Raw genomic sequence first — 13,702 nt, 5'->3', positions numbered from 1 at the left:
GCGCCTCCGGTGACGTACTCCTCGCTGGGTCGTACTCCCACCTCCAGGTCACCCATTCACCGCCTGCGCGGCCTCGGCCTCGATGGCGGACAGTTCGTCCATGGCGGGGCGGAAGCCCAGGGCATCCTTGCCGGTGGTGCGGTGGATGGTGGCCAAGGCGTCGTTGCGGCGGGTGAAGAAGTCGGGACGCCGTTCGATCTCGACCTCGCGCATCCACCAGTCGAGCCAGTGGGTGAGATGGCCGATCTTCCCGCTGCGGATGGCGGCGGCCAGCGCGTTCTCCTTGTGCTGCTCCAGCTCCGCCAAGCGGTGCGGGGCGATGCGGGCGAGGGCGACACGTACGGCCTCGGGGTTGTGCTCGGGGCGCGGGATCAGCGCCGCGCCGTGGTCAGGCTGTGTGGTCACGGTTTCCTCCATGGGGCGCGCCGGCCAGGGTACCGATTCGCCGTCGCCGTGAGGGCTTGAGCGCCGACTGCTCACATCCGTCCGCTGCTGGAGGATCCCCCTGCCGTCCGGGCGGAGACGCCTGACTCCTGGAGGAGGGCCGTCAGGTACCAGGCCTCCACCGGCGTGGCGCGGTAGCCGTCGCGGACGGCGGTCCGGAGCTCCTGCATCGTCAGGCCGAGCGCGTCGCGGAAGGCCCTCAGGGGCCCGCCGCCGGCGCCGCCCACCCGGAGCAGGACCGTGCCCTCGGCCGCCACTACGGCCGCGCGGACCTCCGCAGGGGGCCGCCCCCAGCCCTCGTCTCGGTTGCAGATCTCCGGGGCGCCGAAGCCGCAGGTGTCGCACTCCCACTCGGACATCCACAGCAACCGTCCCCGCTCGATCAGCTGCCACGCGTGGAAGACACAGCGCGGGCAGGGCTCGCAGTACAAGGTCCCGATCGTCGGTTCCGGCATGGCGACACCCTGCCCTGCCCGGCACGGGGAGCGCATCCGGTTAACGTCGGGGACACGACCCCGCACCAGCGCGTTCACCCCGGTTTGCGAGGATTTCCGAATGACAGCGACCTCCGCCCTCCCCACCGCCCGCGCCGTCCGGGTGGTCGCCCATCGGGGGGCCTCGCACGCTCACCCCGAGCACACCATGGCCGCCTACCGGCAGGCCATCGCCGAGGGGGCCGACGCGCTCGAGTGCGATGTGCGGCTCACCGCCGATCGGCGGCTCGTGTGTGTGCACGACCGGACGGTCGAGCGGGTCTCCGACGGGCGCGGGGTCGTCTCCGACATGACGTATGCGGAGCTCGCTGGACTCGACTTCGGCCGGTGGAAGGGAGAGGGGCACCGCGGGGCCCGGGTGCTGCTCTTCGAGGATCTGCTGCGGGAGGCGCTGGCCGCGCCGTACCCCGTCGGGCTGGCCGTCGAGACCAAGCACCCGACGCGCGCGGGCGGGCGGCTGGAGGCCGAGCTCGTACGGGTGCTGCGGGACCACGGGCTCGCGGACGGCCGCGGCGGGCGCGTCGAGGTGATGAGCTTCTCCCGCAGCGCGCTGACCCGGATGCACCGGCTCGCCCCCGGGCTGCCCGCCGTGTACCTGATCGAGCGCAAGGTCCGGCCCGTGCGGCCCCCGTACGCCACTCACGCGGGCCCGGGGATCGAACTCGTACGACGGGACCCGGGTCTGGTGGGGCGGCTGAAGGCGAAGGGGCTGTCGGTGCGGGTGTGGACCGTGGACGAGCCCGAGGACGTAGAACTGTGCCTCCGGCTGGGCGTGGACACGATCATCACCAACCGGCCCCGCGCGGTGCGTGAGCAGCTCGAATCCTGGTAGTGGCCACCGCTCCCGCCTCGTTGGCTGGTTCGCACTCGTGACAGCCCGTCGGCGAACGTCGAACGTATGCCGGGGCGTGCAGAGCGGGGGGACCCGTCCGTGAGCACGCCTGGCCGACGACTGGACAGGCGCTCACCAGCGCCGTGGTGGGGGCGAGGGTGACCGGGCATGAGCACAGGCACGCGGTACGAGGCGAGACGTACGACCGAGGGACCGTCCGAGGGCACCGGCGCGAGCGGCGGGCCGTGCTACCTCCTCCTCGGGCCGCTGGAGGTGCGCCGGTCCGGGGTGCCGTGCACGCCGACCCCGCTCAAGCGCCGCGCCCTGCTCGCGGTGCTGCTGCTCCACGCCAACCGGCTGGCCTCGGCCGACATGCTGATCGACGAGCTGTGGGACGGGCACCCGCCGAGATCCGCCGCGGCGACCCTGCAGATGTACGTGTCCGGGCTGCGCCGGACCCTGGACCCGGCGCACGGCCGCGCGGGCGGGGACCCGCGCCGCCACCCGGTGCTCCGCACGACCGGCTCCGGCTACGTGCTGTCCGTGGAACCGGGTGAGCTGGACCTGGACCTCTGCCGCACGCTGGCCGCGCTCGGCCGGCGGCTGCTGGCCTCCGGGGACTGCAGCGCGGCGAGCAAGTCCTTCTCGGCGGCGCTCGCGATGTGGCGGGGCCGGCCGCTGGCCGACCTGGGCCCGGCGCGGCTGCCCGCGTACTACGCGGTCCGGCTGGAGGAGGAGCGGCTCGCGCTGCTCCACGACCGGATCGGCGCCGACATCTGCGCCGGCCGGGCCCAGGAGGTCGTCGCCGAGCTCGCCGAACTGTGCGCGCGCCACCCGCTGCGGGAGGGGTTCCACGAGCAGCTGATGCTGGCCCTGGCCGGCACCGGGCGGCGGGCCGAGGCGCTGGACGCCTTCGCCCGCGCCCGGCGCGTCGTCGTCGAGGGCACCGGCATCGAGCCGGGGCCCGGGCTGCAGGCCGTACAGCGGGCCCTGCTGGGCGGGTTACACCCGTCCGCTCCCGTGCACGGCCGATGTCGCAGCCCCCGGCTCCTCCAGCCGGCCGGGCTCTGATCCGCCCCGGCCGCGCGCGGTGCCCGGGCCGCGCGCAGTCCCCGCGATCCCCGCCGGCCCCGGGTCGGGACCCGGCCCCCGACCCGGCCCCAAGTGCCAGTCCAGGCGGCGCCGGTAGTAGACCAGCGGATCGGCGTCGGTGGCCACGGCGCAGCCCGCCACCTCGCCCACCAGCACCACGTGGTCCCCGTGCGGGAACACCGCGGCCACCCGGCACTTGAGGTACACCGGGACGCCCGCGAGCCGGGGCGTCCCGTCGTCCCAGTCCCACGCCAGGTCCGCGAACTTGTCCTGCGAGCGTCCCGCGAACACCTTCGCGAGGGCCTCGTCCGCCGAGCCCAGCAGGTGTGCCCCGAAAGGGATGCCCACCCGCGCGCCCATGGCCTCGTACGTACGGGAACCCCGTGCGAGCGCCAGCATGACGGACGGCGGGGCCACGCTGTAGGAGCTGAAGGAGGACACCAGCAGTCCGCAGGGGCTCCCGTCACCGCGCCGCGCGCAGATCACCGCCACTCCGGACACCAGGCGTGCCATCGCCTCGGCGAAGACCCCCGCCGGGACACCGGAGGCGAGCTCCTCGCGCTGCCACACGCTCATCCGCCGTGCCCCGCCTCAGACCGCGCTGCGCCCGGCGGCGCTCAGGCAGGAGTCCCGGTGCTCGCTCGCGTCGGGATCGCCGGTGGCCGCGTACACCGCGTCGAAGTCCGCCGCCGCCCGGTCGAACCGGCCGGCCGCCTCGTGGACCACGGCACGGTTGAAGCGGAACTCGGGCCGGTCGGCCAGTTCCACCGCCCGGTCGAAGTCGGCGGCGGCGGTCGGCAGATCGCCTTCCGAGTAGGCCAGTTCGCCCTTGACCGCCCAGGCCTCGGCCAGTTCCGGATCGCCGGCCAGCGCCGCTTCGAGGGCCTCGGCCGCCTCCTTGGTCCGGCCCGCCTCCGCCAGCAGGCGGCCCCGCAGGCACAGCAGGTGGGCGTGGCCGGGGGCCAGGGCGAGCCCGGCGTCCACGTCCGCCTGGGCCGCCTCGGCCTCCCCGAGGTCGGCGAACAGCCCGGACCGGGCCAGGAGTGCCTCCTGGTGGCCGGGATCAAGTTCCAGGGTGCGGTCGAAGTCGGCCAGCGCACCCTCGGTGTCGCCGAGTTCCAGCCGGGCGTCGCCCCGGTTGTAGTACGCCTCGGGGAAGGGGGCCTCGAGGGACAGCGCCCGCTCGTAGTCGGCGATGGCCTCCTCGGCGCGGCCCAGTTTGCGCAGGATGTTGCCCCGGTTGAAGTAGTGGTCCGCGAAGTCGTCGTCCGCGTCCAAGATCTCGGCGTAGTCCTCCAGGGCCGCTTCCAGCCGCCCGCTCATGCTGTTGACCTGGGACCGGTTGTAGCGCAGGCCGACCCGGTGCCAGGTGCGCTCGCCCAGGTCCAGTTCCCGGCCGAGGCGCTCGATCCCCTCGTCGAGCAGCCTCAGTGCCTCGTCCGGGCGGCCGTCGCGGACCTCCACGAGGGCCAGGCCGTTTCGGTTGAAGACCGAGTAGAAGGCGCGTTCCTTGGGGTCGGGCAGCAGGTCCGAGAGGGCGATGGCGGTGTTGACCCAGGCCCGGGCCCGGCGGGGGTCGCGCCGCTCCTCGGGGTAGTGGCGCGCGTACAGCATGCCGATCTCGTAGGCGAGCTTCATGTGGTGCGCGGGGTTCAGGGTGGCCGTGCGCGCCTCCTCCTGGAGGACGGCGGACTCGTCGGGGCGGCCGGCCGCCGCGAGGCAGACGCCCGACTCCCGGATGAAGACCCACCACAGCTCTGGGCGTTCGGCCGGGTCGACGAACCGCCGTCCCTCGTCCCCCAGTTCGGCCGCCATGTGGTAGAAGCCCAGGTACTTGCAGCGCAGCAGGGCGGCGCGCAGGGCCTCGACGCCGGCTCCGGCGGCGTCGGATCCCCGCATCAGGTGGTAGGGCAGCGCGCCCAGGCGCAGCGAGGCTTCGCCCTCCTCGGCCCGGTCGGCGAGCTCGGCGGCCCGCCGGTCGTGCAGCGCGGCGCGTTCGGCCCCGGGCAGCTCCTCGTAGGCCGCGATCAGGGCCGGGGAGTCGTCCAGGCAGTCCCCGTCCACGTACCGCCGGGCCGCCCCGGGGCCCGCGGGAGCGGGGGGAAGCACGGAACCGGCGCCCCGCGTCTGCTCCGCGTGCGCGGCCAGCGCCTCGGGCAGCGAGAGGGAGGGGAACCCGGGCGGGTCCAGCAGCTCCGCCGTCCCCGAGCACAGGACCAGGGTCAGCAGCTCGGGCGGGATCCGGCGCAGGGCGGCGGCCAGGAACTCCTGGTCGGTGACGTCGGCGTGCTCGACGTTCTCCACGACCAGGGTGCGCGGGCCCCCGGCCCCGTCGTCGGCCAGGGCGGCGAGGAGGAAGTCCACGATTCCGTGCGCGACGCGCAGGGAGTGCAGCCGGGCCGGGTAGCGGCTCACCTCTCCGGCCGAGGACTGCTCTTCCATGTGGTGCGTGATCTGCGGCACGAGCGGGGCCAGCTCGGGCGTGCTCTCCTGGAGCTCGATGTAGTGCCGGGCGGCCAGTTCGGGCCGCCGCTCCAGCGCCTCGGGGGCCACGAGCCGCAGCAGCGTACCGGCGGCGGTGTACGGGCCGCGCAGGCGCCGGTGCGCGTCGAGGGATGCGAGCAGCGGGGGCAGGTCGAGTCCGGCCCGCAGCGTTTCGCGCTCGCGGTGGTGCGGCGCGCAGATCCAGTGGTGCCCGCTCATGGGCCTGCCTTTCACAGAGGCCCGCCGGGGGTGGTCCCGTCAGGCGATGACGTGGTGGAGCCGGGCCCGTCGGCTGCGCATGCGCTCCCGGGCGGCGAGCCAGAGGGCGTAGCCGATCTGGCCGAAGGTCAGGACGAGGAAGACGGCCGCGTCGAGCAGCTGGATCCAGGACGAGCCGTGGCCGGCGCCGAAGCGGTCGAACGAGGCGGAGATCATGTCCAGGAAGACGGGGCCGACGCCCCACAGGAAGGTGCTCAGGCTGACGACGTAGCCGATGGGGAGCAGCCAGGAGTACCAGCGGGCGGCCCGCCGGTCCACGGGGTGCCACAGGGACTCGTCGGTGAGCCGGCCGGTGCGCCCGAGCAGCCGGTTGACCCGGTTGGCGAGCATGCGCACGGAGGTGGTGTGCAGGTCCACGCAGCCGAGCACGGTGGTGATCAGGACGTAGATGTCGGTGCGCAGGTAGAGGAAGAACTGCCACATCAGCCGGATGAAGGTGGTGAAGGCCACGGCCAGGCACACGCGCGAGGTCAGCCCGTGCGTGAATCCGGCCGCGATGACGGCCAGGCTGATCAGGACGAGGTCGGCGACCATCCCTGCGAGGATCGGCAGATAGCGTTTGCGGCGCTCCACGCCGGCGAGGCCGTCCAGCGAGGTCTCGACGACGAGGAAGTAGAAGCGGTACGACATCCTCGTGCGCGAGCGGATGCCGAGGCGGCGCCCGGCCAGCGCGTGGAAGATCTCGTGGATGGCGATGAGCGGGACAGCGACCACGAACAGGACGACAGTGATCACCGCGTAGTAGTGGCTGAAGACGAGGTCGCCCGGGGTGGGCAGGAGTTCGGGCCGGCGCACCACGGTGATCACCGCCCAGGCCGCGATCAGCGCGTACGCGGTCCAGGCCGCCGGGGAGAAGACCGCCCGTCCGAGCCGCTGCCAGCGCACGGGCTCCGCCGCCGTCTCCGCCTCGCCCTCGGCGCGCACGAATCCGAGCTCGCGCAGGGCCTCGACCACGTCCCCGACGTCGGCGCGCTCCCCGTACGTGTCCTCGTACCAGTCGGCGGCCTGCGCGGGGGTGGCCCCCTCCTGCAGCCGGCGTACGAGTGCGGCGCCGTCGGGCGGGAAGATCGCGTAGGACTCGGTGTCGCGGCGTCCGATGGTGACCTCGCCGCCGTCCTCCAGGTAGACCAGTGGATGGAGGACCAGCGGGAGGTCGTCAGAGCTGAGGTGGGCCGGCTCCGCCATGGCGGTGCTCCGTCTCTCGTCGGCCGGGCCCGGCCGGGGAGGGCGCCCCCAGGGTGACTGGGGGCGCCCCTACTCGAACTCGCCCGGATGTGGTTAGGCGGGGTTCGGGTAGACGTGGCAGGCGGAGGACGTCAGGCGGACCGGGCCGGCCTTGCGAATCTGGATCTTCTTCATCTCAATGCACCTCTTTCGGGAGGTTGGGTGGGAGTTGGACGTTCTCCATGCTGCCGAGCCCGGCCAGAACTTCCCCAAACCCCCGCCAAAGCCCGGTCGGGCCCGGGCATGGAAACACCCGGCCGGGATGCGCCGGCCGGGTGTGGGGGGTGCGGTGAGGGGTGGGTGTGAGGGGTGCGTGTGGGGCGGGGGTGCTAGCGGGGGCTGTTACGCGAAGCGCTGGTTGGCCGAGCCGTTGCAGGGCTGGAGGCGCAGCGGTTCGTGGGCCGCGGCCACCGTCAGGCACGTGCCCGGGGCGGCGGTGGGCCGGAAGGTGGCTCCGTCGCGGACGAACTGCTGGTTGGCGCCGCCGTGGCAGTTCCAGATGATCAGCGCGGTGCCGTTGCCGTAGTTGGCGCCGGGCGCGTCCAGGCAGCGGTCGTGGGTGAGTTCGATGTGGAGGGACTTCTTGGCGGAGTCGTACCACCAGCCCTGGTTGCGGCCGCCGTGGCAGTCCCAGCCGAGGATCTTGGTGTTGTTGGCGCTGGCGCCGCCGTTGGAGTCGACGCAGTTGCCCGTCGCCTCGTTCTTCAGCGGCTTGTACAGGTCGTCCCAGGCCCCGGCCTGCAGGACGGGGGTGCCGGTGCTCGCCGGGTCGGCGCAGGAGGCCTCGCGCAGGCCGGAGGCGTAGAGCTGGGTCAGGCAGGACGCGAAGGCGCCGTGGCCGCGGTAGTTGGGGTGGAAGGACTGCCGGGCGGTGTTCTCGTCCCACGGGAAGTGGTCCCCGAGGTCGAGGTAGAGGCCGCGGGCCCAGGTGTCCTCCATGCAGACCTCGTGGCCCTGGAAGAGCCGCGAGTTGTCGAGGTAGGTCGCGCCCGCGGCGAGGGCGGCCGCGCGCATGCCCTTCTCGAAGGTGGGCACCGCGTAGTTGCGGCCCCAGGTGGCGTCGGAGTCGTAGCCGGCGCAGCCTCCGGGGAGCTTGCCGGGGAAGTCGGGGTTGTCGTAGAAGTCGGGGCCGATCGGGCTGGGGTAGCCCATCACGACCAGTTTGTAGTCGGTGTCGGCGTAACCGGCGTCGCGCATGACAGTCTTGAGGTCGCCGATCGTCGACTGCACCTTGGGCTTCAGCCCGTCGACGCGCGCCTGCCAGCCCGGACCGTACTTCGGCTCGCAGGTGCCCTGGCTGAGCACCCAGCGGGTGACGCAGTCGGTCATGACCGGGCCGAACTGCAGGTCGTCGTTGGCCCCGGCGACCAGCAGCACCATCTTGATCTTGGTGTTGCGGGCCTTGATGGCCAGGCTGTCGCTCTGCACCAGCTCGTCGGCGTACTGCTTGCTGCCGCCGATCTTGATGTTGCCCGTGTAGCCGCCGGAGCAGGCCGCGTTGAAGGTGTAGTCGGCCGCGATGCCGGTGCGGTGGATCGCCGCGTCGGGCGAGCGGTGGCACTGGTTGGACGGGGTGTTGGTCGCGGGGTCGTAGTTGCCGACGCCCTCGCCCGAGATCTCGCTGTCGCCGAGCGAGATCAGGCCGGTCTTGCGGTCGGCGAGCGGGCGGATCGCGGAGTCGCCGTAGATCTTGACGGCCTCGGCGGCCCGGATGGCCTCCAGTTCGGGCGTGAGGGGGGTCACTACGGCCCCGGCAGACCCCGCGGCGGTCGCCGCGTGGGCCATGGGGGTGATGGCGGTGACGCCCCCGAGGGCGGCCGCCGCCGCCGCGACGGCGGCGAAGGTAGATCTGAGCCTGATCCTTGATTGTGTACGGGCACGTGCCATGAACGCCTCCCCGATCTCGGTGTTACCACCGGTATTTACTGGCCGGTAGGCGAGTTGGGAACAGTCCGAACAAGACAATTGCTCAACTTTTTGAGGAGGCACCACAGATGACCGACCACCAGCAGACCGCCGACGGCCCGGGCGACCCCGAGAGCTTCCGTACCGAGCACGACTCCATGGGCGACGTACGCGTCCCCGCGCACGCCAAATGGCGAGCTCAGACCCAGCGCGCCGTGGAGAACTTCCCGATCTCCGGGCTGCGCCTGGAGCGCGCCCACATCGAGGCGCTCGCCCGGATCAAGGCCGCGGCCGCCACCGTCAACGCCCGGCTCGGCGTGGTCGACGAGGACATCGCCGCCGCGATCGTCTCGGCGGCCGCCGAGGTCGCCGGGGGCCGCTGGGACGAACACTTCCCCGTCGACGTGTTCCAGACGGGTTCCGGCACCTCGTCCAACATGAACGCCAACGAGGTGATCGCCACCCTGGCCACGGAGCGGCTCGGCCGCGCCGTCCACCCCAACGACCACGTCAACGCCTCGCAGAGCTCCAACGACGTCTTCCCGTCCTCCATCCACATCGCCGCCACCGCCGCCGTCACCGGCGAGCTCATCCCCGCCCTGGAGCACCTGGCCGGCGCGATGGAACGCAAGGCCGCCGAGTTCTCCCAGGTGGTCAAGGCCGGCCGGACACACCTGATGGACGCCACCCCGGTCACCCTGGGCCAGGAGTTCGGCGGGTACGCGGTCCAGCTCCGCTACGGCGTCGAGCGGCTGCGCGCGGCGCTGCCGCGGCTGGCCGAACTGCCCCTGGGCGGGACCGCCGTGGGCACCGGGATCAACACCCCGCCGGGGTTCTCCGCGGCCGTGATCGCCGAGGTCGCCGCGGCGACGGGGCTGCCGCTGACCGAGGCCCGGGACCACTTCGAGGCCCAGGGGGCCCGGGACGCGCTCGTGGAGACCTCCGGAATGCTCCGCACGGTCGCCGTCTCGCTCACCAAGATCTGCAACGACCTGCGCTGGATGGCCTCGGGCCCGCGCACCGGATTGGCCGAAATCAATCTCCCGGATCTCCAACCGGGGTCCTCGATCATGCCCGGGAAGGTCAATCCGGTCATCCCGGAGGCTGCGCTGATGGTCGCCGCCCAGGTGATGGGGAACGACGCGGCGGTGGCCGTGGCGGGCGCCGCGGGCAACTTCGAGCTCAACGTGATGCTCCCCGTGATGGCCCGCAACCTCCTGGAGTCCATCCGGCTGCTGGGCTCCGTGAGCCGCCTGCTGGCGGACCGCACCGTGGACGGAATCACCGCCAACACGGCCCGGGCCAGGGAGTACGCCGAGTCCTCGCCCTCCGTGGTGACCCCGCTGAACCGGTACATCGGCTACGAGGAGGCCGCCAAGGTGGCCAAGAAGTCCCTCGCGGAGCGCAAGACGATCCGGGAGGTCGTCCTGGAGTCGGGCTACGTGGACCGCGGCGACCTCACCCTGGAGCAGCTCGACGAAGCACTGGACGTGCTGCGGATGACCCGCCCCTGACCTGGGAGCGGCAGCCCCGTCCCGGGGTCCGGATCCGGTCGTTTCCCGCCCCCGGGCACCTCGGTGACCTGCAGCGCAGCGTTCCTCCGGACCCCAGCCCTAAGATCTGCCCATGACAGGTACCGGAGGCCGCGGGGGCGGCAGTGCGCGGAGCTCGGCACGGGGCGCGGCACGGGGCTCGGCACCGCGCTCGGCACGGAGCGCGGAGCGGGGCGCCGCGGAGGGTGTCCGCTGGGCGCCCGGGGAGCAGATCCTCTGGCGCTACCGCGATCACGCGCCCGACGCGAAGGGCGCCGTCCGCATCTGCCGGCCCGTGACCGTGGTGGCCGACACCGACGAGCTGCTCGCGGTGTGGATGGCCCCCGGGACGGAGTGCGTCAAGCCGGTGCTCGCCGACGGGACCCCGGTCCACGAGGAGCCGCTCGCCACCCGGTACACCGCGCCGCGGACCACCGTACGCTCACGCTGGTTCGGTGGGGGCGTGCTGAAGCTGGCACGGCCCGGGGATCCGTGGTCGGTGTGGCTGTTCTGGGGGCCGGGCTGGCGGCTCAAGAACTGGTACGTGAATCTGGAGGAGCCCAGGTCGCGGTGGGCCGGCGGGGTGGACTCCGTGGACCACTTCCTCGACATCGCCGTCTACCCGGACCGAAGCTGGAAGTGGCTGGACGAGGACGAGTTCGCACAGGCCCAGCGGGCCGGTCTGATGGACCCGGAACAGGCCGGGCGCGTGCGCGCGGCCGGCCGTGCGGCGGTGGACGTGATCCGGGCCTGGGGTCCGCCGTTCTCCGAAGGCTGGCAGGATTGGCGACCGGACCCGGCCTGGGGCGTACCGGCCCTGCCGGAGGACTGGGACCGCACTCCGGCGCATATGACCTCATGAGACCCTTGATGCGCCCCCGGGGGGCAATCGTAGGATCGTCCTCCGCCGGGGCGTCGGCGGTCAAATGCCGCCAGCGGAACAGCATTTGACCTAGGCCGACGCGATAGCGAGAGGTAACGAGCGGGACGCGGAAACGCGGGGTGATGGTGTCCCCGCCGCTGAGCGGGTATACCGCGACTGACCGAGTTGAGTGCAGCGCACATCGAGCGCAAACGGACGGAATGCCACGCGTGACGGAGTACCCCACCTCTCAGGAGGGCCCCCAGCCGGTTGCCTCCGGCGGTCGGACGGATGAGCCCGGCCACGGCACGGAGGAACTGGGCCACGGCAAGGCCCCGCTCCCGGCGGCCGAGGCCGTGCGCACGCATGCGCAGCCCCAGGCGGCGGACCTGCCCCGTCCCCGCGCCACGGCGGAGGCGCCGTCCGCCTCCGACGGGGCCGCGGAGCCCGGCGATGCCGATGCCGCCCCCGGCCAGGGCGCGGCCCGGGTCCGGGCCGGCCGTGACGGGGCCGGCCGTGACGCGGCCGCGGCCGCCGAGGCCGGCAGCGCGCGCACCCGCGACGGCGAAGCCGCCCGCGGGACGGGCCGGCCCGGCACCGCGTTCGGACAGGGCGCCGGCGGGTCCGGCTCCGCGTCCGGACCGGTCAGCGGCATCGGGGTCGACGCGACCATCGCGCGGCGGGAAGGCGACCGGCTGCGGTTCGTCGGAGCCGCCACCCGGCGGATCGCGCGCGGGATCGACCTCGACGAGATCGTGCTCGGCCTGTGCCGGGCCACCGTGCCCACCTTCTCCGACGCCATCCTCGTCTACCTGCGCGATCCCCTCCCCGTCGGCGACGAGCGGCCCGTCGGACCGGTCGTTTTAAGGCTCCGCCGAACCGACCGGCTCCGGCCGATCGACGAGTTCACCGGAGCGGCAGCGACAGCGGCCGCAGGAGCCGGCATCGCCGGCGCGATGACCCCCGACGGCGAGCTCGACTTCAGCCAGCTCGCCCTGGTCGGCCCGCAGGGTGACCTGCCCGCGGCCGAGCTGTGCGAGATCCGCCCCGGCGGGGCGCTGGCCGAGGTGCTGCGCGGCGTACGACCCGTCTTCGGGTCCTCTGCCGCCGCCCGCGCCGCCCTGCCGGAGCTGCTGGGCGCCGACCACCCGGTCCCGCGCGGCCAGCGGGCCATCCTCGCCCCGCTGCGGGGCCGCCGCCGCGTCATCGGCGCGGCGGTGTTCCTGCGCACCCCGGAGCGGCCGGCCTTCGAGACGAACGACCTGCTGGTCGCCGCGCAGCTGGCCACCCACACCGCGCTGGGCATCGACAAGGCCGTGCTCTACGGCCGCGAGGCCTACATCGCCGACGAGCTCCAGCGCACGATGCTGCCCGACAGCCTTCCCCAGCCCACCGGGGTGCGCCTCGCCAGCCGCTACCTGCCCGCCGCCGAGACGGCCCGGGTCGGCGGCGACTGGTACGACGCCATACCCCTGCCCGGCAGCCGGGTCGCGCTCGTCGTCGGCGACGTCATGGGCCACTCCATGACCTCCGCCGCGATCATGGGACAGCTCCGTACGACGGCCCAGACGCTGGCGCAGCTCGACCTGCCGCCCGCCGAGGTCCTGCACCACCTGGACGAGCAGGCGCAGCGCCTGGGCTCCGACCGGATGGCCACCTGCCTCTACGCCGTCTACGACCCGGTGTCGCACCGGATCACCATCGCCAACGCCGGCCACCCGCCGCCGGTCCTGCTGCACCTGGGCGGCCGCGCCGAGGTGCTGCGCGTACCCCCGGGCGCCCCCATCGGCGTCGGCGGCGTGGACTTCGAGGCCGTGGAGCTGGACGCCCCGGCCGGGGCCACCCTCGTGCTGTACACCGACGGTCTCGTCGAGTCCCGGCTGCGGGACGTCTGGACCGGCATCGAGCAGCTCCGCGAACGGCTCGCCACCACCGCGCAGCTGACGGGCCTGGACCACCCGCCGCCGCTGGAGGCCCTGTGCGACGACATCCTGGACATGCTCGGTCCCGGTGACCGGGACGACGACATCGCGCTGCTCGCGGCCCGCTTCGACGGGATCGCGCCCAGCGACGTGGCGTACTGGTTCCTGGACCCGGAGGAGACCGCTCCGGGCCGGGCCCGCCGGTTCGCCCGCCGCGCGCTGGCGCGCTGGGGGCTGGAGGAGCTGGAGGACTCGCTGGAGCTGCTGGTCAGCGAGGTCGTGACGAATGCCGTGCGGTACGCCGAGCGGCCCGTGACCCTACGGCTCCTGCGGACGGACGTGCTGCGCTGCGAGGTCGGCGACGACTCCCCGCAGCTGCCGCGCCAGCGCCGGGCCCGCGACGACGACGAGGGCGGCCGCGGCCTGTTCCTGGTCAACCGGATGGCCCGCCGCTGGGGTGCCACCCGGCTGAGCAGCGGCAAGGTGGTCTGGTTCGAGCTCGCGCTGCCGCCCGCACCGGGCGCGCCGGGCACACCGGGAGCCCCGGACCGCCGCTGACGGGGCCGCCACCCGGCCCCGTACGCACCACTGCCCCGCCGGCACGAAGCCGCGGGGCAGTGGTGTCTACGGAT

General features: G+C 73.4%; 11 protein-coding genes. 5 read left to right on the top strand and 6 right to left on the bottom strand.

What is annotated here, in order from left to right; all coding sequences use genetic code 11:
* Nucleotides 1–48: 48 nt before the first annotated feature.
* Both MTF69_RS18120 and MTF69_RS18115 read right to left on the bottom strand, forming a co-directional pair.
* Nucleotides 49–405: a hypothetical protein gene (locus MTF69_RS18120; protein ID WP_243335772.1), complete on the bottom strand. Its 357-nt coding sequence runs from the start codon at nucleotides 403–405 to the stop codon at nucleotides 49–51.
* A gap of 71 nt (nucleotides 406–476) precedes the next feature.
* On the bottom strand, nucleotides 477–899 hold the full coding sequence (locus tag MTF69_RS18115) for a hypothetical protein (RefSeq protein ID WP_243335770.1): 423 nt from the start codon (nucleotides 897–899) through the stop codon (nucleotides 477–479).
* A gap of 100 nt (nucleotides 900–999) precedes the next feature.
* Here MTF69_RS18115 and MTF69_RS18110 point away from each other — a divergent pair, with 100 nt between their 5' ends.
* Together MTF69_RS18110 and MTF69_RS18105 are read left to right on the top strand one after the other, a co-directional pair.
* Complete coding sequence (locus MTF69_RS18110; protein WP_243335767.1) at nucleotides 1,000–1,770, top strand: glycerophosphodiester phosphodiesterase family protein; 771 nt, start codon at nucleotides 1,000–1,002, stop codon at nucleotides 1,768–1,770.
* 168 nt (nucleotides 1,771–1,938) lie between these two features.
* Complete coding sequence (locus MTF69_RS18105) at nucleotides 1,939–2,841, top strand: AfsR/SARP family transcriptional regulator (RefSeq protein ID WP_243335765.1); 903 nt, start codon at nucleotides 1,939–1,941, stop codon at nucleotides 2,839–2,841.
* Here the strand turns inward: MTF69_RS18105 and MTF69_RS18100 are convergent.
* From MTF69_RS18100 to MTF69_RS18085, 4 genes are all read right to left on the bottom strand, one after another.
* Nucleotides 2,773–3,438: a flavin reductase family protein gene (locus MTF69_RS18100; protein WP_243335763.1), complete on the bottom strand. Its 666-nt coding sequence runs from the start codon at nucleotides 3,436–3,438 to the stop codon at nucleotides 2,773–2,775. The two genes, MTF69_RS18105 and MTF69_RS18100, sit on opposite strands and share 69 nt — an antisense overlap.
* 15 nt (nucleotides 3,439–3,453) lie before the next feature.
* Entirely contained in the window at nucleotides 3,454–5,565 is a 2,112-nt protein-coding gene (locus tag MTF69_RS18095) for a tetratricopeptide repeat protein (RefSeq protein WP_243335761.1), read from the bottom strand.
* A gap of 39 nt (nucleotides 5,566–5,604) precedes the next feature.
* Entirely contained in the window at nucleotides 5,605–6,810 is a 1,206-nt protein-coding gene (locus MTF69_RS18090; protein WP_243335759.1) for a hypothetical protein, read from the bottom strand.
* Nucleotides 6,811–7,191: 381 nt separating this feature from the next.
* Nucleotides 7,192–8,736, bottom strand: a complete 1,545-nt coding sequence (locus MTF69_RS18085; protein ID WP_243335758.1) for a ricin-type beta-trefoil lectin domain protein — start codon at nucleotides 8,734–8,736, stop codon at nucleotides 7,192–7,194.
* A 107-nt stretch (nucleotides 8,737–8,843) separates the two neighbouring features.
* Here MTF69_RS18085 and MTF69_RS18080 point away from each other — a divergent pair, with 107 nt between their 5' ends.
* From MTF69_RS18080 to MTF69_RS18070, 3 genes are all read left to right on the top strand, one after another.
* Entirely contained in the window at nucleotides 8,844–10,268 is a 1,425-nt protein-coding gene (locus tag MTF69_RS18080) for an aspartate ammonia-lyase (RefSeq protein ID WP_243335756.1), read from the top strand.
* Nucleotides 10,269–10,380: 112 nt separating this feature from the next.
* Nucleotides 10,381–11,148, top strand: coding sequence for a DUF402 domain-containing protein (locus MTF69_RS18075; protein WP_243335754.1), 768 nt, complete (start codon nucleotides 10,381–10,383; stop codon nucleotides 11,146–11,148).
* A 230-nt stretch (nucleotides 11,149–11,378) separates the two neighbouring features.
* Nucleotides 11,379–13,628, top strand: coding sequence for an ATP-binding SpoIIE family protein phosphatase (locus MTF69_RS18070; RefSeq protein ID WP_243335752.1), 2,250 nt, complete (start codon nucleotides 11,379–11,381; stop codon nucleotides 13,626–13,628).
* Nucleotides 13,629–13,702: the final 74 nt, after the last annotated feature.

It is taken from the genome of Streptomyces sp. AP-93, from assembly GCF_022808175.1.
Lineage (GTDB): Bacteria > Actinomycetota > Actinomycetes > Streptomycetales > Streptomycetaceae > Streptomyces.
Note: the sequence above shows the minus strand (reverse complement) of the source record. Positions and strands in the feature narration are given on the sequence as shown.